The sequence below is a fragment of the Streptomyces sp. IMTB 2501 genome, from assembly GCF_001953885.1.
Taxonomy (GTDB): domain Bacteria; phylum Actinomycetota; class Actinomycetes; order Streptomycetales; family Streptomycetaceae; genus Streptomyces.
In genome coordinates this window covers 55,695-79,518 of sequence record NZ_MQUS01000008.1, presented here as the reverse complement: position 1 = coordinate 79,518, position 23,824 = coordinate 55,695, and the positions used below count along the sequence as shown (strand labels likewise).

Genomic DNA, 23,824 nt, shown 5'->3' with positions numbered 1-23,824 from the left:
GGCGTTCGTTTATTGGGTCGTTAACTGGAGCCACCTGAGCCCGTCCGGCGCTTGAGGGCGGAGCCGGAGGCCGGCGAACGGGGGTCTGGGGCGCGGCCCCCAGGTCGGCCACCGCGGCGAACGGTCCTGTTACATTCCAGGCCGGCATCAGGAGACGGTCGAGAGAGGCGGAGCCCATGGCAAGCCAGGGAGCGCGGGGCCGCGGCGGGGGTCGGCCCACGCTCGAAGAGGTCGCCGCCCGGGCCGGCGTCGGCCGGGGCACGGTCTCACGCGTGATCAACGGCTCGCCCCGGGTCAGCGACGCCACCCGCGCCGCGGTCGAGGCGGCGGTCGCGGAACTCGGCTACGTCCCCAACACCGCCGCCCGCGCCCTGGCCGCCAACCGCACCGACGCCATCGCGCTCGTCGTCCCCGAACCGGAGACCCGGTTCTTCGCCGAGCCGTACTTCTCCGACATGCTGCGCGGTGTCGGCTCCCAACTCGCCGACACCGAGATGCAGTTGCTGCTGATCTTCGCGGGCAGCGACCGGGAGCGGCGGCGCCTGGCCCAGTACCTGGCGGCCCACCGGGTCGACGGCGTACTCCTCGTCTCCGTCCACGCCGACGACCCCCTGCCGGATCTGCTGGCCCAGCTGGAGATCCCGGCCGTGATCAGCGGCCCGCGCTCGGCCGGCGAGACGCTCACCTCGGTGGACTCGGACAACTACGGCGGCGCCCGCTCGGCCGTGGAGCATCTGCTCTCCCGCGGCCGCACCCGCATCGCGCACATCACCGGCCGCCTCGACGTGTACGGCGCCCAGTGCCGCGTCGACGGCTACCGCGACGCGCTGTGTGACGCGGGCCGTGAGGTGGACGAACTCCTTGTGGAGCCAGGGGACTTCACGGAAGAGGGCGGCCGACGGGCCATGTCCGTACTCCTGGAGCGGCGCCCGGACCTGGACGCGGTCTTCGCCGGCTCGGACGTGATGGCGGCCGGTGCCCGGCAGGTGCTGCGCGAGGCCGGCCGCCGCATCCCGGACGACGTGGCGCTGGTCGGCTACGACGACTCCGCCATCGCCCGGCACATGGACCCACCGCTCACCAGCGTCCGCCAGCCCATCGAGGAGATGGGCCGCGCGATGCTCGACCTGCTCCTCACGGAGATCGCCGACCGCCGCCCACCCGTCTCGCGGGGCCTGGAACGCCAACATGCCGTGCTGCCGACGGAGTTGGTGGCGCGGGCGTCGTCGTAACCCTCGTACCCGTCAGCCCCCACCGGCCCGTTTCAGCGCGCCCTCGGCCTGTGCGGCCAGAGTGCCGACCAGGTCGGCGGCACGGGGCAGGTCGTCGATGAGGCCGACGGCCTCGCCGGCCCACCGCGGGAGCGCGGGGATCTCGCCGCGTGCGACGGCTTCCTGGTGCGACTGCCCGGCCTGGGCGTCGGTCCCGACGCCCCGGGGCTTTCCGGCGCTTTCGGCGGTCAGGACCGGCAGTTCGCGGGCCAGTCAGGCCCGGTCGCCGTTCCCGCTGCCCAGCAGCCCGAGACCGCCACCGCGCGAGACGGCCGCCGTCAGCGCCCCGCCCGCCGAACCTCTCGTCGGAGCCAGTGCGATCGGATGCTCTACGCCGGGCAGTTGTGTGAACGCCGTCGACAGGCTCTTGCGGTCGCCTCTTCCCGTCAGTGGACGAGGGACTCGGGGCCCAAGCGGCCCCAGGCCACGAACGCTGCCAGGGCGATGTAGAACACGTCCACCACCATGAACTCGATCTCGTGGCGGCGCAGTCGGACGACCGCCGCGCCGATCATGAGGAGTACCAGGCCAAGGGCGGCCAACGGCTCCAGCACCGGGGCGATGTCGAGTGCGGCGGGCAGGACCAGACCCACGGCGGCCAGGATCTCCACGGCGCCGATGGCCTTCACGCCGCCGTTGCCGAAGTCGTCGACCCATCGCGAACTGGGCCCGAAGGCGGCGATCCTCTCCTTCGCCATGACGACCTTGGCGCCGCCGCCGAGCAGGTAGGCGACGGCGAGCAGTCCGGTGACGATCCACAGGGCGAGGTTCATGTGCTGCCTCCTTGTTCGCTGTTGCCCCTCTAGGACAGGACACCCGGGCAGCCTGTGACGGGACCGCGTGTGCCGCGCGTCTCGGATACGCTGCCGGACATCGAGCGGATCTTCGGAGGGGGAACTCCGTGGCGGGATCAGTGGTTGGCACGGACGCGGACCGATACCGGTCGTTGCTGTTCTCCATCGCCTACGGAATGACCGGATCGGTGGGCGACGCCGAGGACCTCGTGCAGGACGCCTACCTGGGTCTGACCCGGGCGCGACAGTCGGGAACCGCGATCGGCAACGTGAAGGCGTACCTGACCACCTCGGTGACCCGGCTCGGCATCAACCATCTGCGCTCGGCACGTGTACGGCGGGAGACCTATGTGGGCGACTGGCTGCCCGAGCCGGTCGTGGTGTCCACCGAGCGCCCCGGACCGGCCGAGCACGCCGAGCTGTCCGACGCGCTGTCGATGGCGTTCCTCGTGCTGCTGGAGGCCCTTGCCCCGGCGGAGCGCGCGGTGTTCGTGCTGCGCGAGGTCTTCGGGTACGGCTACCCGGACGTGGCGAGGATCGTCGGCAAGTCCGAGGCGAACTGCCGGCAGATCCTGGTCCGCGCCAGAAAGCGCGTCGCTCCCGGCGGGCAGCCGGCCGGCATCGCGCCGCCGCCCCCGCTGCGGCGGGCCGAGGGCGAGGAGCTGGCCCGTAAGTTCTTCGCGGCCGCCGAGGGCGGCGACATGGACGCGTTGCTCGGCATGCTCGCCCCGGAGGTGGTGTTCCAGGGCGACGGCGGCGGCAAGGCGCGCGCGATCGCGAGGTCGGTCACCGAGCCGCGCCACGTGGCACAGCTGCTGGTCGGTGGTCTCCGCCGGGTCGGGGCGCTCGGCGCCTCCCTCCGCGCGGCTTGGATCAACGGCCGTCCGGGCGCGGTGATCCAGGACGCCGAGGGGCGCGTGGCCAGTGTGGTCGAGCTCGACATCGCCGACGGGGTGATCCGGGCGATCCACTCGGTGTCCAACCCCGACAAGCTGGGCCACCTCGGCCCGGTGTCGGACATCGGGCGTCTGCCGCAGGGGCGAGCCGCCGGTCACTGAGGGCCGGCGTCCCCCGGCAGGGCGCGCTGCGGCTCGCTGTGTCCCCACTCCCAGCCCAGGAAGGAGAAGAGCACGATCAGTACCCCACCGCTGACGATCGCCCAGTCCGCCAGGTTCATCACACTGAAGCCACGGACGGCGATGAAGTCGACCACCGCGCCCTGCAGGCCGCCGGGGGAGCGGAAGACACGGTCCGTCAGATTGCCGAGCGCACCGCCCAGCAGCAGGCCGAGGGCCATGGCCCACGGGACGCTGTACAGCTTGCGTGCCAGGCGGACGACGACGACCACCACGGCTGCGGCGATGGCCGTGAACACGAAGGTCATGGCCGTGCCCATGCTGAACGCGGCGCCCGGGTTCCGGGAGACCCGCAGCTCCAGCCAGCTGCCGATCACCTCGACCGGCGCGTGGTTCTCCAGCCGTGCGACGACGAGCAGTTTGCTGCACAGATCGATGGCATAGGCGACTCCCGCCACTGCCAGGAGCAGCGCGATCCGCCGCTTCGCCCCGGTGCCCTCACCGTGTGCGTCCCGCGGGTCCGGCGTCATGAGCTGCGCACCTCCGCGCCCCGTACCGCCTCCCAGCCGCGTTCCAGCAGATCGAAGGCCGCGTTGACGGCGGCGACCCGGTCCGGAGCTGTCGCCGCGAGGGACCGGGCCTCCAGGGCGAGATGGGCCAGGGCGGCGCAGGCGGGGTCGTCGGCGGGGGCGCCGGTGTCGGCGGCGATCGCCTCGGTCAGGGCGCGTTCGTGCCGCATCCACATGCGCCGGTAGTACTCCACGAGCGCCGGGGTGCTGGTGACCAGCCGCTGGAACGCGGTGATCTGCTCGTCGTACTCGGACTTGAGCGCCTGGGCGCGCAGCATGTGCTCGCGCAGGGCCTGGACGAGCGGGGTGCCGGTCGCCCGGTCGCGTACGGCGGCGACCAGTGCCTGTTCCAGGTCCGTGTCCATGTCGAACAGCAGCGCTTCCTTGCTCGGGAAGTGCTTGAACAGGGTCGTGGTGGAGACGTCGGCCGCCTCCGCGATGTCCCTGATGCTCACCGCGTCGAAGCCGTGCTCCAGGAAGAGCTCCAGTGCCGCGTCCGCCAGCGCCTGGCGGGTCGCGGCCTTCTTGCGTTCGCGCCGGCCCATCGTCTCCGTCATGGTCCGTAGCCTACCCGCTCGGTTGCCGCAGGCAAAAAGTTGACTCGTTGCACTTAGTGAGTCGGTGTGCTTTTCTGGGCCGTATGACCACACCACCTCCCAAGAACGTCCGCTGGACGCTGCTCGGCGTGATGCTCGCCATGCTGCTGGGCATGCTGGACAACAACGTCGTCGGTACGGCGATGCCGACGATCGTCCGTGACCTGGGCGGCCTGGAGCACATCTCCTGGGTCGTCACCGCCTACACACTCGCCACCGCCGTGTCGACTCCCGTCTGGGGCAAGCTCGGTGACCTCTACAGCCGCAAGCAGGTCTTCCTCGCCTCGATCGTGCTCTTCCTGCTGGCCTCGCTGCTCGCCGGCGCCGCCCACTCGATGGCCCAGCTGATCGAGTTCCGTGCCCTGCAGGGCATCGGCGCGGGCGGGCTGGCCGCCGGGGCGTTCGCCCTGGTCGGCATCCTCGTGCCGCCCCGGGAGCGGGGCCGTTACCAGGGCATGACCGCCTCCGTGATGGCTCTGGGCGTGGTCGGCGGACCCCTGGTCGGCGGCCTGGTCACCGGCCACCTCGGCTGGCGCTGGGCGTTCTACGTCAATCTGCCGCTCGGGATCGTCGCCCTGGTCTGGGTCCGGCTGATGCTCCGGCTGCCGGCGCGGCCGCCCAAGACCCGGCCGCGCATCGACTGGGCGGGCACCGCCGTGCTCACGGCCACCATCGGCGCGACGGTCCTCGCGGCGACCTGGGCCGGTACGACGTACGCCTGGACGTCCTGGCGGATACTCGCCCTGGGCGCGGTGGCCGTTCTCGGCACGGTGGGGTTCGTCGCCGTGGAGCGGCACGTCACCGAACCCCTGCTGCCGCCCCGTGTGTTCACCGGGCACCGCAACTTCCCGCTCGGCATCGGCCTGTTGGCGGCGACCGGAGTGGTGATGTTCGGCTCGGCGCTCTATCTGCCCCTGTTCCAGCAGACCGTCCAGGGCGCCACGGCGACCAGCTCCGGGCTGCTTCTGCTGCCGCTGATGATCCCCGTGGTCATCGCCTCCAACATCGCCGGGAAGGTCATGTCCCGCACCGGCCGGTACAAGGTGTTCCCGGTGCTCGGCACGCTGCTGCTGACGATCGGCACGGTGGCGCTCGCCACCATGGACACGGGCACCTCCCGCCTCGTCGCAGGCTGCTGGACGGTCCTCGTCGGCCTCGGCATGGGCTTCACCATGCAGATGGCCACCACCCTCGCGCAGAACAGCGTGGAGCTGCGGGACATGGGGGCGGCCATGGCGGCGACCAACTTGTTCCGCACCCTCGGCGGCTCCGTCGGCGTGGCCGTCTTCGGCTCGCTGTTCACCCGGGCGGTGACGGGGACGGCGCGGGGCGAGGCGCACCGGCACGCAGTGGCGGTCGGCACCCGGCACATATATCTGACGACGGCGGCGGTGTGCGCGGTGGCGTTCGTACTCGCGCTGCTGGTGCGGGAGGTGCCGCTGCGGGGCGGGCCCGGCACCGGAAACAAGAACACGGCACAAAAGAATCAGCCGGTGACCCGTCTCGCGACGGAGTCACCGGCTGATTGGTGAGGGTGAGTGACGGGACTCGAACCCGCGACATCCTGGACCACAACCAGGTGCTCTACCAGCTGAGCTACACCCACCACGACCGGCGGTGGAAGTCGTTTCCCCGACCGGCCGAGAAGAAGTCTACAGGGTCCGCGGGGGTGCTCGCGCACACGTTTTACGGCACCCTTGCGCGGGACCTCTGAAGACTTACTGAGCAGGCAGGACGTACTTGGCGGCGATCGCCTTCGCCGTGTCGGAGTCGGGACCGGGCTGCGGGACGAAGACGGCCTCGCGGTAGTAGCGCAGCTCGGCGATCGACTCGCGGATGTCGGCGAGGGCCCGGTGGTTGCCGTTCTTCTCCGGGCTGTTGAAGTACGCCCGCGGATACCAGCGCCGCGCCAGCTCCTTGATGCTGGAGACGTCCACGATCCGGTAGTGGAGGTAACTCTCCAGGGCCGACATGTCCCGCTCCAGGAAGCCGCGGTCGGTGCCGACGGAGTTGCCGCACAGCGGGGCCTTGCCGGGTTCCTTCACGTACTCCTTCACATACGCGAGGACCTGCTCCTCGGCGTCCTGGAGGGTCGTGCCGTTCGGGAGCTCGGCGAGCAGCCCGGACGCGGTGTGCATCTGACGCACCACCTCCGGCATCGTCTCCAGCGCCTGGTCCGGCGGGCGGATGACGATGTCCACCCCCTCGCCGAGTACGTTCAGCTCGGAGTCGGTGACGAGGGCGGCCACCTCGATGAGAGCGTCGTCGGACAGCGAGAGGCCGGTCATCTCGCAGTCGATCCACACCATGCGATCGTTCATGCGACCACCCTAAAGCGGAGCTGCGCTTTTGGGGTGCCCTGTGCCGGCGCCGAAGTCCGGGGGCTGCCGCCCGCGGGCCCCGCTGTCGGCCTTCGGCCTCGTCCTCAGATGCCGGACGGACTGTTTTTGCCGGCCTGTGCCGAAAAGACCGGCCTGTGCCGAAAAGACAAGGGGGGCGAGTCTGTCCTCGCCCCCCTTCTCTCAGCTACCGCTCCGCGGCCCCGGCAGCAGTCCCACCGCGCCCGCCGCCTGGCGGCGGGTCTGCATCGGGACTCCGTTGTCGCGGTCCGGGTGCAGCATGGTGGGCGGGTGACCTATCGCACCTGGGCCCGGCAGGCCCGGGGGCGGGCCCGGCTGGCCCGGCGCGGGCAGCGCCGGCTCCGCGTCGGCCGGTTTGTCGCCCTGCGGCCGGCGGGCCCGGTAGGCGGCCCGGTAGGCGGCGGGGGACGAGCCGAGCTGGCGGCGGAAGTGGCCGCGCAGCGCGACGGGGGAGCGGAAGCCGCACCGGCCCGCCACCTCGTCCACGGAGTAGTCCGACGTCTCCAGCAGTCGCTGCGCCTGCAGCACCCGCTGCGTGATCAGCCACTGCAGCGGAGCGCTTCCGGTCAGCGAACGGAACCGGCGGTCGAACGTACGGCGGCTCATATAGGCGCGTGCCGCCAGGGTCTCCACGTCGAACTGCTCGTGGAGGTGTTCCAGCGCCCAGGCGACGACCTCGGCGAGCGGGTCGGCGCCGATCTCCTCTGGTAAAGATCGATCGAGGTAGCGCTCCTGGCCGCCTGTTCGGCGCGGTGGGACCACCAGGCGCCGGGCGAGCGCGCCGGCCGCCTCGTTGCCGTGGTCCGTCCGCACGATGTGGAGACAGAGATCGATACCGGCCGCCGTACCCGCTGACGTGAGCACGTCGCCGTCGTCGACGAACAGCTCCCGCGGATCCACGTGGACCGACGGGTAGCGCTTGGCCAGCGTCGGCGCGTACATCCAGTGGGTCGTCGCCGGGCGGCCGTCCAGCAGGCCCGCTGCCGCGAGGACGAAGGCCCCGGTGCACAGTCCGACGATGCGGGCGCCCTCCTCATGCGCCCGTCGCAGCGCGTCGAGCGCCTCTTCCGGTGGCGGCGCGGTGATCGAACGCCAGGCCGGTACGACGACCGTCCCAGCGCGTGAGATCGCCTCCAGTCCATGCGGCGCGGTGAGTTCCAGGCCCCCTGTGGTCCGCAGCGGGCCTTCCTAGCCGGCGCACACCAGCAGCCGGTAGCGCGGCACCCCGGCGTCCTGGCGGTCGATCCCGAACACCGACAGCGGAATGGAACTCTCGAAGATCGGGCCGCCGCTGAACAGCAGCACTGCGACGATCTCCTTGCGGCGGCGCCCGGACAGTTTCCGGACAGCGGCCTCCGGCGCGGCAGTGGAGTCGTGGCTCATACTGCTAAGCCCCCCTCGGTGGTCGCGGCTCCTCGGTTGTGTCGCTCCTGCACGTTTCCCCTCGGTCCTGCACGAGTCCCCCGCCGTAAGACAGTCAAGATCGAATCTACTGGCTCCCGCGGTCTCACGGTGACCAGTTCCACACGCCCCAGATTGTCGACATGACAACTTGGCGTGAAGCATTCGATCACGAAGCGTTGCACTCACGAGGCGTGCAGGGAAGTGCGCCTCGTCGCAGTGGCCAAACCGCGTAGGGTGCACAGCCGCCCGTAGACCCTTTCCGTGCAGGTCAAACGGGGGTTGGAGGGTGGTTCGGGGTCACCTGGGGCGACATTCAGAAGTTGGCTGAAAAGAAACGTTCGGGGGTACTGAAACAGGTCAGTCGACCGGTGTCCGTCGGCGGGTATGACGCCCACCTCTTTGCACCGCGCAACGCTTTGCGGAACAGGCGTGTCGCTCGGCGCACCGCTCGGACCGGCGCAGCAGGATCCGGCACACGGCCGTGACCGCGGCCAGGCCCAGCGCGGCGCCCGCCGCGCCGGCCAGCGAGGAGCCGTACCAGACGAGGACCACGGGGACGAGAACGCAGCTGAAGGCGGCCCAGCGGATCACATCGCTCACGGTGTCCGGCGCGGAAGGCGGCTCGCAGGTGGATCGGGGACCGGGCATCACTCGTACTCCCTGTGGCGGTGGGTCACCCGGGTTCAACGTCTGTTCGACCGGTCGGTCACCGGCCGCACGTATGTGAATCCTGAGCAAACCGCCTGTACGGGGCAGCAACCATTGCGTTACGGGCGTCGCTCGTGCATGCTCCGGTGAACCCCTACGGACGTCGGGGGACCGCTTACGGAGCGTGCGCGGGATCTGGGCTCAGGAGGCGTGCCGCCGTACCCTTGGGGGTATGGGGTTGGGAAGATGTTTCCCGGACACAGCTCCGTGAACAGCTCCGCGCACACTGTCGTCCCACCCATAAAGGATCACAACGCCGAGACAGCCATGGCCGGTCACGAATTCTTCGAACCCGCGGACCGCAAGCGGCCGGTCGCCGATCCGACGGCGGCCGATCCCCTGGCGGCGGAAGAGTCACGCCCCTCATGCGACCCTGCCTTCCGGCACGGAGTCGTCGTCGGCTTCGACGGCTCCACCTCCAGTGAGCGCGCCCTCGCCTACGCCATCGGGATGGCCCACCGCTCCCATTCGGGCCTGATCATCGTCCATGTCGCCAACCGGCTGCCCACCACCGTGTGGGCCGGCTGCGAGCCGCCCGTCTTCGTCGACGTGCCGGACCATCGCACCGAGGTCCTCGGGCTGGAGCTGGCGTGCGCGGACTATCTGGCCGAGGTGCCGTGGATCCTGGTCGAGCGGGGCGGGGACATCTGCCACGAACTCGAAGAGGTGGGCCGGGAGTACGAGGCCGACGCGATCGTCGTCGGCTCCACGCACGGCATCGTCGGCCGGATCTTCGGCTCCGTCGCGGGGCGGCTCGCCAAGCGGGCGCAGCGGCCCGTGATCGTCATTCCCTGAGTACTCCAACTCCCTTTGTGCAGCGCGAAACTACTCGTGCGTAGAGGTGGTTTGTGCCCTTGTGAAGGGCATATATCGGTCACCGCACAACTGCACAGCACGAAGGGAGCCCGCCGTGGACAGCGAAGTCTCCGCGGGAAGCGGAAGCACTACGGTAGTGGGCCGACTCGCCCTGGGAATCACCCTGTTGGCGTTCGGCCTCGGTACGACTGGCGTGATGCACGGCGTGGCCGCGTCCGACGCCGTGTCAGTGGCCCACTATGTGGGCGGAGTCGCCCTGTTCCTCGTCGGCCTGGTGGCCTTCCGGGGTGGCGACAGCGCCTCGGGTACGCGTTTTGTGGCTCTCGGCGCCCTCTGGTTCACCTGGGCCGTCGCGGGCCAGTCGTCGGCCAACGCGGCCGGGCTCTTCCTGCTTCTGTTCGCCCTCGTGGCGCTCACCCTGACCCTCGCGGGCGGGGACAGCCTCGGTCAGCTCATGCACGGGCTGCTGTTCCTCGCGATGCTGGTGCTGGCCGTCGCGGCCTTCGCCGGCAGTTCCTCTCTGACCAAGGTCGGGGGTTGGGTCGCCGCGGTGTCCGGTGCGGTGGCCTGGTACGCGGCGACCGCGGCGCTCGCGCACTGGCCTACGGCCCTTCCCGGGCGTGCCGCCCGCCGGGGGGTGACGGCCACCGGCTGATTCTCAGCGGCACTGAAAGGACCCCCGCGTGAAGGTGGCCACGTGGGGGTCCGTTCTGTTGTCGCGCCTGTGCTGCGCCGTCATGGTTGATCGCGCAGCTCGCCGCGCCCCTGGGGAACTACTCCACCGTTACCGACTTGGCGAGGTTCCTCGGCTTGTCGATGTCCCGGCCCAGCGCCTTCGCCGTGTGGTACGCCAGGAGCTGGAGGGGGATGCCCATCAGGATGGGGTCCAGTTCGTCCTCGTTCTTCGGGACGACGATCGTCTGGTCCGCCTTGTCCTGGTGCTGGTGGGCCACCGCGAGGATCTTGCCGCTGCGGGCCTTGATCTCCTCCAGGGCCGCGCGGTTCTTCTCCAGGAGGTCGTCGTCGGGGACGATCGCCACCGTGGGCAGGGCCGGCTCGATCAGGGCCAGCGGGCCGTGCTTCAGCTCGGAGGCGGGGTAGGCCTCGGCGTGGATGTAGGAGACCTCCTTGAGCTTCAGGGAGGCCTCGCGGGCCACCGGGTAGCCCCGGACGCGGCCGATGAAGAGCATCGAGCGGGCGTCGGCGTACAGCTCGGCCAGCTCCTTGATCTGCTCCTCCTGCTTGAGGATCTCGGTGATCTGCTCCGGCAGCTTGCGCAGCCCCTCGATGATCCGCTTGCCGTCGCGGACCGAGAGGTCACGGGTGCGGCCGAGGTGGAGGGCGAGGAGGGCGAAGGCCACCGTCATGTTCGTGAAGCACTTCGTCGAGACCACGCAGACCTCGGGGCCCGCGTGGACGTAGATCCCGGCGTCCGCCTCGCGCGCGATCGCCGAGCCGACGACGTTGACGACGCCGAAGACCTTGGCGCCCTTGCGCTTCAGCTCCTGCACGGCGGCGAGGACGTCGTACGTCTCACCGGACTGGGAGACGGCGACGTAGAGGGTGTCGGGGTCGACGACCGCGTTGCGGTAGCGGAACTCGGAGGCCGGCTCGGCGTCCGCCGGGATGCGGGCCAGCTCCTCGATCATCTGGGCGCCGATCATGCCCGCGTGGTAGGAGGTGCCGCAGCCGAGGATCTTCACGCGGCGGATCTGCCGGGCCTCGCGGGCGTCCAGGTTGAGGCCGCCGAGGTGCACGGTGGAGAAGCGGTCGTCGATGCGGCCGCGCAGCACGCGGTCCACGGCGTCGGCCTGCTCGAAGATCTCCTTGTGCATGTAGGTGTCGTGGCCGCCCATGTCGTACGACTCGGCCTCCCACTCCACGGTCGTGGGCTCGGCGGTGGTGCGCGTGCCCTCGGTGGTGTAGGTGCGGAAGTCGTCGGCCTTCAGTGTGGCCATCTCGCCGTCGTCGAGGGTCACTATCTGCCGGGTGTGCATGACCAGGGCGGCGATGTCGGAGGCGACGAACATCTCCTTCTCGCCGATGCCGAGGACGACCGGGGAGCCGTTGCGCGCCACCACGATGCGGTCGGGGTGGTCGGCGTGCAGCACGGCGATGCCGTACGTGCCCTCGATCACCCGCACCGCCTGGCGGACCTTGTCCTCCAGCTTCTCGGCCGTGGAGCGGGCGATGAGGTGGGTGAGCACCTCGGTGTCGGTCTCGGAGAGGAACTCGACGCCGTCCGCCTCCAGCTTGCGGCGCAGGTCGGCGGCGTTGTCGATGATGCCGTTGTGCACGACGGCGACCTTGCCGTCCGCCGACATGTGCGGGTGGGCGTTGACGTCGGAGGGGGCGCCATGGGTGGCCCAGCGGGTGTGGGCGATACCGGTGGTGCCCTTGAAGCGCGCCGGGACCTTGGCCTCCAGGTCGCGCACCCGGCCCTTGGCCTTGACCATCTTCAGGCCGGGCGTCTTCGGGGAGGTGACGACGATGCCCGCGGAGTCGTAGCCGCGGTACTCCAGCCGCTGCAGGCCCTCCAGGAGGAGAGGGGCGACGTCACGCTTCCCGATGTATCCGACAATTCCGCACATATAGAGGTATTCCTAGCCGTAGACAATGCGGCGCAGCTGCCTGAGCGTCAGCTCAGGCGGTGCCACCGCCCGGTATTTCAGATCCGCCCCGATCCGTTCGAAGATCTCCGCGTTGACCAGACCCCGGGTCTGGAGCTCGCGGTGGCGGCGACGGACGTAGTCCTCCGTCGACTCGTCGAAGTAGGCGAGCACGTCCTGGACCACCCGTAGCGCCTCGCCCCGGTTCAGGGGCGTGGACCGCGTCAGATGATCAACGAGTTCGTCGTGCACCCGGTAGATCCTGAGGTACCGGCGCCGGATTCGCAAGAATCGTGCCCGATATCGGGCAGTGGGTCATGAGCCGACCTGTTGTCGGGCTGGTGGATCTCTGTTCGCCGGCTGTCCATCCTGTGTCTTGCGTCTCGTTGGAGATGTGGACCATTTTCAGGCGCCATGGACATTCCTCGTATGGGAGTACCCGAGAAGCTGGCCGAGCGCATGAGCATGGCCGAGCAGCATGAGTACCTGCGCGCCAGATTCTCGCGGCGCACCATGATCAGAGGCGGCGCCGTCACGCTGGGCGCCGTCGCGGGTGGCGCGTTTGTGCCGGGTGCCACAGCACAGGCGGCCGTGCCGACCCAGCGCACCGCCTCCTCCGCCGAGACCGTCGACGGCGCCCTGGTCGCCCCCTTCGGCCGCCACCTCGCCTACGGCAGCGACCCGCGCACGGAGATGACCGTCTCCTGGCAGGTCCCCGTCGCCGTGAACAAGCCGTTCATCCGCATCGGCGCCCACCCCTGGGACCTCTCCCGCAAGATCGAGGCCGAGGTCCGCAGCCTCTACACCCCGGCCGGCGTCGGCGCGAGCGGCGACCACACGCAGTACTACCTGCACGCCCGGCTCACCCACCTGCGCCCGGGCAGGACCTACTACTACGGCGTCGGCCACGAGGGCTTCGACCCGGCCGAGCGGCATCTGCTGGGCACCCTGGGCACCTTCACCACCGCCCCCGCCCGCAAGGCGCCGTTCACCTTCACCGCCTTCGGCGACCAGGGCGTCAGCTACCACGCCCTGGCCAACGACAGCCTGATCCTCGGCCAGAACCCGGCCTTCCATCTGCACGCCGGCGACATCGCGTACGGCGACCCGGCCGGCCAGGGCAAGTCCACCGACACGGGCTTCGACTCGCGCACCTGGGACCAGTTCCTGTACCAGACCGAGTCGGTCGCCAAGCAGGTCCCGTGGATGGTCTCGTACGGCAACCACGACATGGAGGCCTGGTACTCGCCCAACGGCTACGGTGGCGAGCAGGCTCGCTGGACCCTCCCGGACAACGGACCGGACGCGAAGAACCTGCCCGGCGTCTACTCCTTCGTCCACGGCAACACCGCGGTCATCTCGCTGGACCCGAACGACGTCTCCTTCGAGATCCCGGCGAACTTGGGCATATCAGGTGGAACCCAGACCAAGTGGTTCGAGGCCCAGCTGAAGAAGTTCCGGGCCTGCGACGACGTCGACTTCATCGTCGTGTTCTTCCACCACTGCGCGTACTGCACGTCCACGGCGCACGCCTCGGAGGGGGGCGTGCGCCAGGAGTGGGTGCCGCTGTTCGAGAAGTACCAGGTGGACCTGGTCATCAACGGTCACAACCACCAGTACGAGCGCACCGACGTCATCAAGGCCGGCGCCGTCACCAAGAAGCTCCCGATCGGCGGCACCGCCTACACCGAGACCGAGGGCGTGGTCTACGTCACCGCAGGCGCGGCGGGCCGCAGCCTGTACGCGTTCAGCGCCCCGGACTCCTACGAGGGCCACGAGCACGAGGTCGACTCGGTCGCGTCCTTCATCAACACCAAGGACGGCAAGGTCAACGAGACCGTCACCTGGTCCCGGGTGCGCTACCTCAACTACTCCTTCCTGCGCGTGGACGTCACCCCCGCCCCACGGGGCCGGCAGACCACGCTGACGGTGTCGGGCATCGCCGAGACCGGCGACCGCATCGACCACTTCACGGTGTCCCGCACGGCGAAGTAGGTCCCGGAACGGGTCCCGCGGACGGTCCTCACACGCACTCTCGCACGCGCTGTCACGCGTGCTGTCACATGCGTTTGAGGACCGCCTGCTTGGCCAGGGCGAACTCCTCGGCCGTCAGGATGCCGTCGCGGTGCAGGTCGCCCAGCTCGCGCAGGCGGCGCAGCAGGGCGTCGTGGTCGCTCTCGGCGGGCTCCGGCTCCTTGGCGAGCCGCGGCGGCCCGTTCCGTATGTCCGCCTCCGCCGCCGGATGCGGCAGCCGCGCCTGTACGGCGGCGGCCACCAGCGCCATCAGAGGGTCCTTCTTGAAGCCCCACAGCTCTACGGCGTTCGGGTCGTACTTGGGCGGCGCCGTGACCGGGGCGCCGCGCACCAGGAACCGCAGATGGCCGTTCTCCAGTCCGGCCGCGGGCTGCCACTGAACGCCGACGACGTCCGCGACGGGGATCGTACGGGGGCCGCCGGCGGACTTGGCGTCCTCGGTCTTCCAGTTCCACTCCAGCCGCACCCGCTCCCCGTCGAAGCCCGCCGTGCCGTCCCCGGCGGAGGCGGACACCGGCAGCGGGGGCCCCGGCAGCAGATACTCGGTGACCGGCTCCGGGGAAACCCCGTCCAGCAGCAGCGCGTTGCGCACCTCGTCCGCGAAGTACTCGGCGACGCCGTACCGGTCGGACTCCACCGTCAGCTGACAGGGGTCGTTCGGCTCGGCGAGCCGGCCGCCGGTGGCCTGCGTCAGCGGATCGGCGCCGTCGCGCAGCCGCAGCCTCAGCCGCCCCGACTTCCGCCCCTGCTCGAAGGAGACCCCGGCCAACGCCCCGAGCGGTACGACGAGTTCGCCCAGCTCCCGGCGGAGCAGGCTCACGTTCTTGTCCCGTCCCGGGGTGAGCCGCAGGGCCTCGCCGTCGAAGGCCCAGGTGCCGTCCTTCTGGATGATTTCCGCCATGGGGGGATTGTTTCACCGGATCTGCGGGACAGTGGTCTCGACCATGTCTGACGAACCACCACGTCCGACGGTCATCCCCCCATCTGAAGGGAGCGCATGTGAGACGCAACCACAGCACGACTCCCCGGACACCTGGCATCCTCGGTTCCCTGCTGCTCGTCGCGGCGGCCGGGGTCTTCACCCTGGGCGCCGCCCCGGCCGCCACAGCCGCCGCCCCGACCCCCCTCGGCCAGGTGGTCCCGGCGCCCGCCTCGGTCGCACCGGGCGGAGCCCCGTACCGCATCACCCGCGCGACCGGTGTCCGCGTCGACGACTCCGCAGAGGTCCGCCGCATCGGCAGCTATCTCACCGGTGTCCTGCGGCCCTCCACCGGCTATCCGCTGCCGCTCACCGACCACGGCACCGGCGGCATCCGACTCCACCTCGTCCAGGGCGACTTCGGAGCCGAGGGCTACCGGCTGCACAGCGACGCGGCCGGGGTCACCGTCACCGCGACTGCCCCCGCCGGCCTCTTCCACGGCGTCCAGACCCTCCGTCAGCTCCTCCCGGCGGCCGTCGAGAAGAGGAACGTGCAGACCGGCCCCTGGCAGATCGCCGGCGGCACCATCGAGGACCGCCCCCGCTACTCCTACCGAGGCGCCATGCTGGACGTCTCCCGGCACTTCTTCACCGTCGCCCAGGTCAAGCGGTACATCGACCAGCTGGCCCTGTACAAGATCAACGAGCTGCATCTGCATCTCAGCGACGACCAGGGCTGGCGCATCGCCATAGACTCCTGGCCGCGCCTCGCCGGCTACGGCGGTTCCACCGAGGTCGGCGGTGGCAAGGGCGGCTACTACACCAAGGCCGAGTACCGGCAGATCGTCTCCTACGCCGCCGCCCGTTATCTGGAGGTCGTCCCCGAGATCGACATGCCCGGCCACAGCAACGCGGCCCTCGCCTCCTACGCCCAGCTCAACTGCAACGGCCAGGCACCCCCGCTGTACACCGGCACGGAGGTCGGCTTCAGCTCGCTGTGCGTGCCGAAGCAGGCGACGTACGACTTCGTGAACGACGTCGTCCGTGAGCTGGCCGCCATCACCCCGGGCCGCTACCTCCACATAGGAGGTGACGAGGCCCACTCCACCAGCCACACCGACTACGTGACCTTCATGGACCGCGTGCAGCCCCTCGTGGCCAAGTACGGCAAGACGGTCATCGGCTGGCACCAGCTCACCGGCGCGCATCCGGCCAAGGGCGCCATCGCCCAGTACTGGGGCCTGGACAGCACCAGCGCGGCCGACAAGGCCCAGGTCGCCAAGGCCGCGCAGAACGGCACCGGGCTGATCCTGTCCCCGGCCGACCGGATCTACCTCGACATGAAGTACACCAAGGACACCAAGCTGGGCCTGGACTGGGCGGGCCTGGTCGAGGTGCAGCGGTCGTACGACTGGAATCCGGGCGCCTACCTGTCCGGCGCCCCGGCATCCGCCATCAGGGGCGTGGAGGCACCCCTGTGGTCCGAGACCCTGAAGACGAATGCCGACATCGACTACATGGCGTTCCCGCGGCTCCCGGGCGCGGCCGAGCTGGGCTGGTCCCCGGCGGCCACGCACGACTGGGACACGTACAAGGTCCGGCTGGCCGCCCAGGCCCCGCGCTGGGAGGCCCTCGGGATCGGCTACTACAAGTCGCCACAGGTCCCCTGGCCGACAAGCTGACCTCGAACGGCTGACAGCAGCCGACGGGCACCCCGGAGGACCGCGCTCCGGGGTGCCCCCCAGACCCGTTCGTAGGGTCCGCCCCACCCTGCTCCGGGGGCTCGCCGGAGTGCCTGAGGCCGAGGCCGCATGATCCGCTGGCTCGTACGGGAATCGTGCGACAGAAGGCGGACAGGTGAAGGCTCGGATCGGATATGCCGCGTGGACCGCGGGTGTGGCGCAGTTCTTCGTGATCCACGGGATCACGCAATCAGCCTGGGCACGACCGTACAGTTGGGCGCGGAACAACATCAGTGACTTGGGTAATGCTCACTGCGCCATGCAGCGGGAGCCCGAGCCACGGTATATCTGTTCGCCCGAACACGGCCTTATGAACGTCTCGTTCATCGCTCTGGGAACGCTACTCGTCGTCGGGGCCGTGCTGACCGGCCCCCTGTGGCGCCGAGGCGCGACTGCGACGGTGGCCCGGATTCTCCTGGCCGGTGCCGGTCTGGGATTCGCGCTCGCCGGGCTGGCGCCTGCGGACGTCCACGAGAACCAGCACGTCCTGGGTGCCCTGCTCATCATGGGAGCGGGCAACATCGGCCTTGTGCTGGCGGGAACCGGCCTGTCGAACAATGTTCCGGATCCCATGCGCCGGGCCGCCGGCCTGCTCGGAATCACGGCGATCGTGGCTTTGGGGCTCTTCCTTTCCCACCACTACCTGGGACTGGGAATGGGAGGAATGGAGCGGGTCGCGGTATTTCCCCTCCTGGTGTGGACACTGGCTGTCGGCACACACGGTCTGTTCCGGCTGTCCTCGGACCTTGGGGCAGGGCGGCGAGGCGGGAACTCCCCGGTCCCTTCGCGCGTTGCGGAAAACGACCTGATCGTTTGATGTGTCACACGACGAAGGTGCCGTCGTCGGGGGGAGTGAGCACACCCATGGCCATGGTGGGGCTGTTCTGCATCGTCGGGAGCGATGTGTACCTGGGTGCGAAGCCGTCCGGCCTGGCTCCCGGGGTACGCCTGACCGCCGAGGGCGTGGTGGCCCTCGGCGACAGACAGTCCGGCCTCTACCTGTGGGAGGACGTGCATGCCCTGACGGTGGCGGAAGTCCCCGTGAAGTCCCTGAAGCGACAGGCCGGCGCGGTCAGGGACCTGGCTCTGGGCCTGGTGCTGGACGTGGCTCTGTCCGGGGGCGTCAGCCTGACGGGCGAGGACCCGCCGACGATGACGGTCCGCGTGGAATCAACCGTCGGTGAGGACGAGTTGACGGCGTACGTCGCGGCGGCCGCCGGCTACTCCCAGACGGAGGTTGACCTCTCCCGCGCTCTCCTGTCCCGCCTCACGGAGGGCGCCGCGACGATGGCGACGACGCTGGTGGCGATGTCGGAGTGGGGCCGCGCGTGGGAAGGCGGCTCGCCTCGGAGGGCGGAGCGGGAGGGGCTGTTGCGGGCGTGGGTCGGCTGACGCCCGGAGGTTTTTCGGCTTGCCGCCCGCCCGCTCGATGCTCGCGCCGGCACGGTGGGCCGACGTCGGCACTCACGAACTGTGGGCTGCCAGGGTGATTGACACCGTTGTGCTCGACGTCGGCAAGACGATCACCCGAGACGACCGGTACTGGGCGTCCTGGGCCGACTGGCTGGGCTCCCCGGTCATACCCTGTCCGCGCTCGTCGGAGCCGTCGTGGCCCAAGGCAGGGACAACGCGGAGGCCCTGAGACTCGTCCGTCCGGATGTCCTGTGGGACGCGGCCGAAGATCAGCTGGGCAGCTGGTGTGCCGCTGGAGCACCGGAGCTGGAGCGGTTCGCGCTTCGCGTCACGCGGGAAGGGCGGACCTGCGGCTGGTGGTCGGCAGACGGCCCTGTGCCGACGGGCTCCCCGCAGGACCGTACTGCGGGGAGCCCGTCGGTCTGGGTCAGAACCCCGCGATGGGATTTTTCAGGGTTCCGACCAGCTGGAGGGCACCCGACGGATCCGTCAGGTCCACCATCTGCCGGTTGTCGCGCAGCTGGAGCCGGTTGAGGCAGGACAGGGCGAACTCGGGGGCGAACATGTCGTACTGCCGGAACTTGTCGGCCAGTTCGGGGTTCGCGTCACGGTACTCGCGGGTGATCTCCGCGACCGTGCGCCAGAAGTCGTCCTCGGCCAGGATCCCCTCGTCCGCGAGGTGCGCGGCGAGGAAGCGGAAGAAGCAGTCGAAGACGTCCGTGAAGATCGACAGCAGCTTCTTGTCCTCGGGGACCTCCACCCGGATCCGCCCGACCTCCGGCGGCAGTACCGCGTCCGGGTCCATCACCGTGATCTCCTCGGCGATGTCCTTGTAGACCGCCCGCTCCACGATCCCGTCCTTCAGCACCAGGATGACGTTCTCGCCGTGCGGCATGAACGCCAGGTCGTAGGCGTAGAAGCTGTGCAGGAGAGGGGTGTAGTACGCGCGCAGGTAGCGGCGGAGCCATTCCGTCGGGGTGAGTCCGGACCGCTCGATCAGGGCGCCCGCGAAGGAGGCCCCGGCGTGGTCGACATGCAGCAGGGAGGCCATGGTCGCGAGGGACTCGCCGTCGCGCAGCGAGGGCACGGGGCTCTCCCGCCACAGCGCGGCCAGCATCTTGCGGTACGGCGAGTAGCGGTCGGTGGCCTGCTCGTACTCCAGGTGCCGGTAGCCGACGGCCGCCCGCTCCCGGATGATCGTCAGGCCCGTCGCCTTCAGCGCCGGGTCGTTCTCGATCAGCTGGGCCAGCCAGTCGTTGATGGCGGGCGTGGCCTCCATGTAGGCGGCCGAAAGCCCGCGCATGAAGCCCATGTTGAGCACGGACAGGGCCGTCTTCACATAGTGCTTCTCCGGGTGGGAGGAGTTGAAGAAGGTCCGGATGGACTGCTGGGCCAGATACTCGTCGTCGCCTTCGCCGAGGCAGACCAGAAGCCGGCGGGCCACCTCGGCCGCGAAGGTGACGGAGAGCTTGTTCCACCACTGCCAGGGGTGGACCGGGATGAACAGGTAGTCGGCGGGGTCGAGGCCCTGCTCGGTGAGCGTGGCGCGGAAACGGTCCAGCGTCTTCTCGCCCAGCTCCTCCCGCAGGAAATCCTCGTACTCGATCCCGACGCCCGCCGTGAACGCGGCCCGGGAGCGGTGCGCGGCCAGCCACACCAGCCGGAGGGGGCTCGCGGTCTCCGGGGCGTACGACAGGTACTCGTGGATGCCGAACCCGAGCCGCCCGTTGTTCGCGACGAAGCAGGGGTGGCCCTCGGTCATCCCGGTCTCGATCGCCTGGAAGCCGCCGTCCGCCAGCTCCGCGGAGGTGATGCGGGGCTTGGTGAGCTTGTAGCAGGTGCCGGACAGGGTGGAGGAGATCTCCTCCAGATAGACCGGCAGGATCTCGTCGCTCAGGCCCAGGGAGGTCTTCAGCTCGATGAAGAAGTCCAGGGCGGAGAGGGGGAGTTCGGTGCCCTCGCGGTGCCGGGTGACGGAGTCGGCGTCGATCTGCCAGTGGTCGAGGGCGCGTCGGACGGCGGAGAAACGGTAGGAGGTCAGTCCGTCGTCACTGCGGACGACAAACCCGTCACCCTCCTGCTCGGGCGTGATCAGGCGCTCGTGGGCGAACTCGGCGAGCGCCTTGCGTATGAGCAGCCGGTTGGCCCTCGCCCAGCGCTCGGGGGACAGATGGGCCACGGCGTCGGCGAGGCTCATGCGGCCACCCCCGTCGCGGCGATGAACTGCGCACGGGTGCAGAAGCTCAGCAGCGCCTTCTTCTCCGGCTTCCGGACCTCCCGCTCGGGCACGAACCCGACCGCCTCGTTCAGGGCGTGCACGGCCTTGTTGCGCACGTCCGGCTCCACGACGACCCGCAGGGTCGCCGGATCCTCGAAGAGGTGGGCCATCACGGCGGTGATGACGGACCTGGTGAACCCGTGCACGGGAGTGCCGGTCGCCGGGGTGAGGAAGTGCATGCCGACGTCACCGGGCAGTGCTTCGTACAGGCCGGCCAGCTCACGGTGCGCCGGGTCGTACTTCTCCATGAGGAAGGCGGGCTCGCCGTGGCGCAGCCCGAGCAGCGCGTGGTGGTGGGCGTCCGCCGCGATCTCCATGTAGGCGCGCTCGACGTCCTCCAGTTTCGCGTCCTGCATCATCCAGAAGGACGCCTTGGGATGGGTGACCCAGGAGTGCAGCAGCTCGGCGTCCTGCAGCGGATCGACGTCACGGAAGGCGAAGGTCATACGGAGAACTCCTGGAACGCGATGGTCTTCTCGACCGGGTAGTACTCGGTGCCGAGCAGCTCGCGGATGATGTACGAGTTGCGGTACGCGCCCATGCCCAGGTCGGGGCTGGTGATGCTGTGGGTGTGGACGCCGGCGTTCTGCAGGAAGACGCCGCGGCCAGTGACGTCGACGGCGTAGTTGCGGGCGACGTCGAAGCGGCCGTGGCCGTCGAAGAGCAGACGGTCGCGGATCGGGGCGAGGAAGGCCGGGGGCTCGTAGTGGTAGCCGGTGGCCAGCACCAGGCCCTCGGTGCCGATCTCGAAGTCCTTGTCCTGCTCGTCCTGGTGGAAGCCCAGGGTGTAGCCGCCGTCGGCGTCGTAACGCGCGCTCGTCAGGCTGGAGTTGGTGAGCAGCCGGGTCGGGACCGGCCGGTCGCCGCTCGTGACGTTCTTCTGGTAGAGCAGGTCGAAGATCGAGTCGATGAGATCCGAGTTGATGCCCTTGAACAGGCCCTTCTGCTGCTTCTCCAGCCGGTAGCGGGTCTCCTCGGGCAGCGCGCGGAAGTAGTCGATGTAGTCCGGGGACGTCATCTCCAGGGTCAGCTTGGTGTACTCCAGCGGGAAGAACCGCGGGGAGCGGGTGACCCAGTTGAGCTGGTAGCCGTGGACGTCCATCTCGGAGAGCAGCTCGTGGTAGATCTCGGCCGCGCTCTGGCCGCTGCCGACGATCGTGATGGACTTCTTCGCCTGCAGCTCCGCCTTGCGGTGCATGTACTGGGAGTTGTGCACAAAGTCACCGCCGAGCCCCCGGCAGGCCTGCGGGACGAAGGGGACCGTGCCCGTGCCGAGAACCAGATGCCGGCCGCGGTACGTCTCGCCGGTCCGGGTGCGGACGACGTACAGCTCGTCCTCGTCCTCGTACGTCACCTCGGTGACGGTCGTGTTGAACCGGACGCTGCTCAGTTGGCCCGCCGCCCAGCGGCAGTAGTCGTCGTACTCGACCCGCAGCGGATAGAAGTTCTCGCGGATGTAGAACGAGTACAGTCTGCCTTTCTCCTTCAGGTAGTTGAGGAAGGAGTACGGCGAGGTGGGGTCGGCCAGGGTGACCAGGTCCGACATGAACGGGGTCTGCAGATGGGCGCCGTCCAGGAACATCCCGGCGTGCCACTCGAAGTCCGGCTTGGAGTCGAGGAAGACGCCGTCGAGGCCGTCGATGGGCTCGGTCAGACAGGCGAGGCCGAGGTTGAAGGGGCCGAGCCCGATCCCCACGAAGTCATGGGTGCGGCTGGCTTCAGGAAGCGCGGTCAAGGGACTCTCCCAGGTACTGCTCGGCGTGGCCGGCGATCAGATCGAGGACGGCGGCGATGTCGGCCGCCGTGGTCTCGGGGTTGAGCAGGGTGAACTTCAGGTAGTGGCGGCCCCCGACCTTGGTGCCGGCGACCACGGCGTCGCCGGAGGCGAACAGGGCCTTGCGGGCGTAGAGGTTGGCGCGGTCGATCTCGGCCGGGTCGGTGACGGCCGCCGGGATGTAGCGGAAGACCAGGGTGGACAGGGTGGGCTGGACGACGACGTCGAAGCGGGGGTCGGCGGCGAGCAGTTCCCAGCCCTCGGCCGCCAGGTCGCAGACCTCGTCGAAGAGCGCGCCGATGCCGTCGGCGCCCATCACCCGCAGCGTCATCCACAGCTTGAGGGCGTCGAAGCGGCGGGTGGTCTGCAGGGACTTGTCGACCTGGTTGGGGATACGTTCCTGCACCATGCGGCGCGGGTTGAGGTACTCCGCGTGGTAGGTGGCGTGACGCAGGGTGGCCGCGTCGCGGACCAGGAGAGCGGACGAACTCACCGGCTGGAAGAAGGACTTGTGGTAGTCGACCGTGACCGAGTCGGCGCGTTCGATGCCGGTGAGGCGGTCCCGGTACTTCAGGGAGGCGAGCAGCCCGCAGCCGTAGGCCGCGTCGACGTGCATCCAGACGCCGTACTGCGCGCACAGCTCGGCGATCTCCGGGAGCGGGTCGATGGAGCCGAAGTCGGTGGTGCCGGCGGTGGCGACGACCGCCATCGGGACCAGCCCGTCGCGCCGGCAGCGCTCCAGTTCGCGGGCGAGGGCGACGGTCTGCAGGCGCTTGTCGTGGCCGACGGGGACGGAGACGACCGCCTCCTCGCCGAGGCCGAGCAGTTTCGCGGACTTCTTCACGCTGAAGTGGCTGACCTCGGAGGCGAAGATCCGCAGTCTGGCGAGGGAGTCGGTCTTGGCCTCCTCTCGCGCGAGGAGCAGCGCCTGGAGGTTGGACTGGGTGCCGCCGGAGGTGAACACACCGTCGGCGGCGGGCCCGAGGCCGGTCCGGGCGGCCGTCCAGTCGATGAGCTTGCGCTCGATGAGAGTGCCGCCGGCCGACTGGTCCCAGGTGTCGAGGGAGGAGTTGACCGCGGAGAGCACGGCCTCGCCGAGCACCGCCGGGATTACGACCGGGCAGTTGAGGTGGGCGAGATAGCGGGGGTGGTGGAAGTAGACCGCGTCCTTCAGATAGACGTCCTCCAGCTCGTCCAGGACGGCGGCGGTGTCGCCGAGCGGCCGGTCCAGGTCGATGGCGTCGACGCGGGGGGTGAGGGCGCCGACGGTGACGCCGGTGAACGGACGGTCGGTGGTGGCGAGTTTGGCCGCCACCCGCTCGACTCCTTCGGTCACGGAGCTGCGGTAGTGCTCCGCGGTGAGGCCATTGAGCAGGTGCGAGCGCATGTGGGGGTCCTCCGAGGGGAGTCCGTGCGGGGTTTTCGGTTCAACTTAGGTTAGCCTAACCTAAGTTTTTTGGA

21 protein-coding genes, 1 tRNA gene and 2 pseudogenes are annotated in these 23,824 nt (G+C 69.6%); 10 read left to right on the top strand and 14 right to left on the bottom strand.

All coding sequences use genetic code 11. From position 1 onward, the window contains the following. Window positions 1–176 precede the first annotated feature (176 nt). A complete protein-coding gene (locus AV521_RS15900) occupies window positions 177–1,232 on the top strand; it encodes a LacI family DNA-binding transcriptional regulator (RefSeq protein ID WP_076088793.1) in 1,056 nt (351 codons plus the stop codon). Between the two features lie 425 nt (window positions 1,233–1,657). Here the strand turns inward: AV521_RS15900 and AV521_RS15895 are convergent, their stop codons facing one another. Further along, window positions 1,658–2,044 carry a DoxX family protein gene (locus AV521_RS15895; RefSeq protein WP_076088791.1) on the bottom strand — a complete coding sequence of 129 codons (387 nt, stop codon included), beginning with the start codon at window positions 2,042–2,044 and terminating at the stop codon, window positions 1,658–1,660. Between the two features lie 128 nt (window positions 2,045–2,172). Here AV521_RS15895 and sigJ point away from each other — a divergent pair, with 128 nt between their 5' ends. Further along, window positions 2,173–3,123, top strand: coding sequence for an RNA polymerase sigma factor SigJ (gene sigJ / locus AV521_RS15890; RefSeq protein ID WP_076088789.1), 951 nt, complete (start codon window positions 2,173–2,175; stop codon window positions 3,121–3,123). Here sigJ and AV521_RS15885 read toward each other — a convergent pair. Together AV521_RS15885 and AV521_RS15880 are read right to left on the bottom strand one after the other, a co-directional pair. Beyond that, window positions 3,117–3,671, bottom strand: coding sequence for a signal peptidase II (locus AV521_RS15885; RefSeq protein WP_076088787.1), 555 nt, complete (start codon window positions 3,669–3,671; stop codon window positions 3,117–3,119). The genes sigJ and AV521_RS15885 overlap by 7 nt on opposite strands. Beyond that, window positions 3,668–4,267, bottom strand: coding sequence for a TetR/AcrR family transcriptional regulator (locus AV521_RS15880; protein ID WP_076088785.1), 600 nt, complete (start codon window positions 4,265–4,267; stop codon window positions 3,668–3,670). The genes AV521_RS15885 and AV521_RS15880 overlap by 4 nt, the downstream gene beginning before the upstream one ends. Before the next feature lie 83 nt (window positions 4,268–4,350). On the opposite strand from AV521_RS15880, the gene AV521_RS15875 reads away from it, so the two are divergent. Next, window positions 4,351–5,838 carry an MDR family MFS transporter gene (locus tag AV521_RS15875; protein ID WP_076088783.1) on the top strand — a complete coding sequence of 496 codons (1,488 nt, stop codon included), beginning with the start codon at window positions 4,351–4,353 and terminating at the stop codon, window positions 5,836–5,838. A gap of 1 nt (window position 5,839) precedes the next feature. Here AV521_RS15875 and AV521_RS15870 read toward each other — a convergent pair. From AV521_RS15870 to AV521_RS15855, 4 genes and pseudogenes are all read right to left on the bottom strand, one after another. Beyond that, a tRNA-His gene (locus tag AV521_RS15870) sits at window positions 5,840–5,912 on the bottom strand. Between the two features lie 112 nt (window positions 5,913–6,024). Beyond that, window positions 6,025–6,627 (bottom strand): oligoribonuclease, encoded by a 603-nt coding sequence (gene orn, locus AV521_RS15865; protein ID WP_076088781.1) that lies wholly within the window; start codon window positions 6,625–6,627, stop codon window positions 6,025–6,027. Between the two features lie 201 nt (window positions 6,628–6,828). After that, window positions 6,829–8,049 (bottom strand): annotated as a pseudogene (locus tag AV521_RS15860) (helix-turn-helix domain-containing protein). Window positions 8,050–8,427: 378 nt separating this feature from the next. Continuing rightward, window positions 8,428–8,718 carry a hypothetical protein gene (locus tag AV521_RS15855; protein ID WP_179023128.1) on the bottom strand — a complete coding sequence of 97 codons (291 nt, stop codon included), beginning with the start codon at window positions 8,716–8,718 and terminating at the stop codon, window positions 8,428–8,430. Window positions 8,719–9,045: 327 nt separating this feature from the next. Between AV521_RS15855 and AV521_RS15850 the strand changes: the two genes are divergently transcribed. Both AV521_RS15850 and AV521_RS15845 read left to right on the top strand, forming a co-directional pair. Further along, the gene (locus AV521_RS15850) at window positions 9,046–9,573 is read left to right on the top strand and encodes a universal stress protein (RefSeq protein WP_053710488.1); all 528 of its coding nucleotides are present in this window, start codon (window positions 9,046–9,048) and stop codon (window positions 9,571–9,573) included. A gap of 115 nt (window positions 9,574–9,688) precedes the next feature. Further along, window positions 9,689–10,249 (top strand): GPR1/FUN34/YaaH family transporter, encoded by a 561-nt coding sequence (locus tag AV521_RS15845; RefSeq protein WP_076088779.1) that lies wholly within the window; start codon window positions 9,689–9,691, stop codon window positions 10,247–10,249. A 118-nt stretch (window positions 10,250–10,367) separates the two neighbouring features. On the opposite strand, the gene glmS is transcribed toward AV521_RS15845, so the two are convergent. After that, window positions 10,368–12,185: a glutamine--fructose-6-phosphate transaminase (isomerizing) gene (gene glmS / locus AV521_RS15840; RefSeq protein WP_076088777.1), complete on the bottom strand. Its 1,818-nt coding sequence runs from the start codon at window positions 12,183–12,185 to the stop codon at window positions 10,368–10,370. Between the two features lie 12 nt (window positions 12,186–12,197). Further along, window positions 12,198–12,455, bottom strand: a complete 258-nt coding sequence (locus tag AV521_RS15835; protein WP_076088775.1) for a hypothetical protein — start codon at window positions 12,453–12,455, stop codon at window positions 12,198–12,200. Window positions 12,456–12,632: 177 nt separating this feature from the next. Between AV521_RS15835 and AV521_RS15830 the strand changes: the two genes are divergently transcribed. Then, on the top strand, window positions 12,633–14,198 hold the full coding sequence (locus tag AV521_RS15830) for a metallophosphoesterase family protein (protein WP_076088773.1): 1,566 nt from the start codon (window positions 12,633–12,635) through the stop codon (window positions 14,196–14,198). A gap of 64 nt (window positions 14,199–14,262) precedes the next feature. Here the strand turns inward: AV521_RS15830 and AV521_RS15825 are convergent, their stop codons facing one another. Beyond that, window positions 14,263–15,138 (bottom strand): DUF4429 domain-containing protein, encoded by an 876-nt coding sequence (locus AV521_RS15825; RefSeq protein WP_076088771.1) that lies wholly within the window; start codon window positions 15,136–15,138, stop codon window positions 14,263–14,265. Window positions 15,139–15,236: 98 nt separating this feature from the next. Between AV521_RS15825 and AV521_RS15820 the strand changes: the two genes are divergently transcribed. The 4 genes and pseudogenes from AV521_RS15820 to AV521_RS50825 all read left to right on the top strand — a co-directional run. Next, on the top strand, window positions 15,237–16,838 hold the full coding sequence (locus AV521_RS15820) for a beta-N-acetylhexosaminidase (RefSeq protein ID WP_076088769.1): 1,602 nt from the start codon (window positions 15,237–15,239) through the stop codon (window positions 16,836–16,838). Window positions 16,839–17,052: 214 nt separating this feature from the next. Further along, complete coding sequence (locus AV521_RS15815; RefSeq protein WP_076088767.1) at window positions 17,053–17,715, top strand: DUF998 domain-containing protein; 663 nt, start codon at window positions 17,053–17,055, stop codon at window positions 17,713–17,715. Window positions 17,716–17,762: 47 nt separating this feature from the next. Further along, window positions 17,763–18,290 (top strand): hypothetical protein, encoded by a 528-nt coding sequence (locus AV521_RS15810; RefSeq protein WP_076088765.1) that lies wholly within the window; start codon window positions 17,763–17,765, stop codon window positions 18,288–18,290. Window positions 18,291–18,384: 94 nt separating this feature from the next. Continuing rightward, window positions 18,385–18,560: pseudogene (locus tag AV521_RS50825) on the top strand (HAD family hydrolase); the annotation flags it as partial. 178 nt (window positions 18,561–18,738) lie between these two features. On the opposite strand, the gene AV521_RS15800 reads toward AV521_RS50825, so the two are convergent. From AV521_RS15800 to desA, 4 genes are read right to left on the bottom strand one after another with little or no spacing between them, the layout of a single operon-like run. Continuing rightward, a complete protein-coding gene (locus tag AV521_RS15800) occupies window positions 18,739–20,508 on the bottom strand; it encodes an IucA/IucC family siderophore biosynthesis protein (protein ID WP_076088763.1) in 1,770 nt (589 codons plus the stop codon). Then, window positions 20,505–21,035 (bottom strand): GNAT family N-acetyltransferase, encoded by a 531-nt coding sequence (locus tag AV521_RS15795; protein ID WP_076088761.1) that lies wholly within the window; start codon window positions 21,033–21,035, stop codon window positions 20,505–20,507. Before AV521_RS15795 ends, AV521_RS15800 begins: the two co-directional genes overlap by 4 nt. Then, on the bottom strand, window positions 21,032–22,324 hold the full coding sequence (locus tag AV521_RS15790; protein ID WP_076088759.1) for a lysine N(6)-hydroxylase/L-ornithine N(5)-oxygenase family protein: 1,293 nt from the start codon (window positions 22,322–22,324) through the stop codon (window positions 21,032–21,034). Before AV521_RS15790 ends, AV521_RS15795 begins: the two co-directional genes overlap by 4 nt. Beyond that, window positions 22,308–23,750 carry a lysine decarboxylase DesA gene (desA, locus tag AV521_RS15785; protein WP_076088757.1) on the bottom strand — a complete coding sequence of 481 codons (1,443 nt, stop codon included), beginning with the start codon at window positions 23,748–23,750 and terminating at the stop codon, window positions 22,308–22,310. Before desA ends, AV521_RS15790 begins: the two co-directional genes overlap by 17 nt. Window positions 23,751–23,824: the final 74 nt, after the last annotated feature.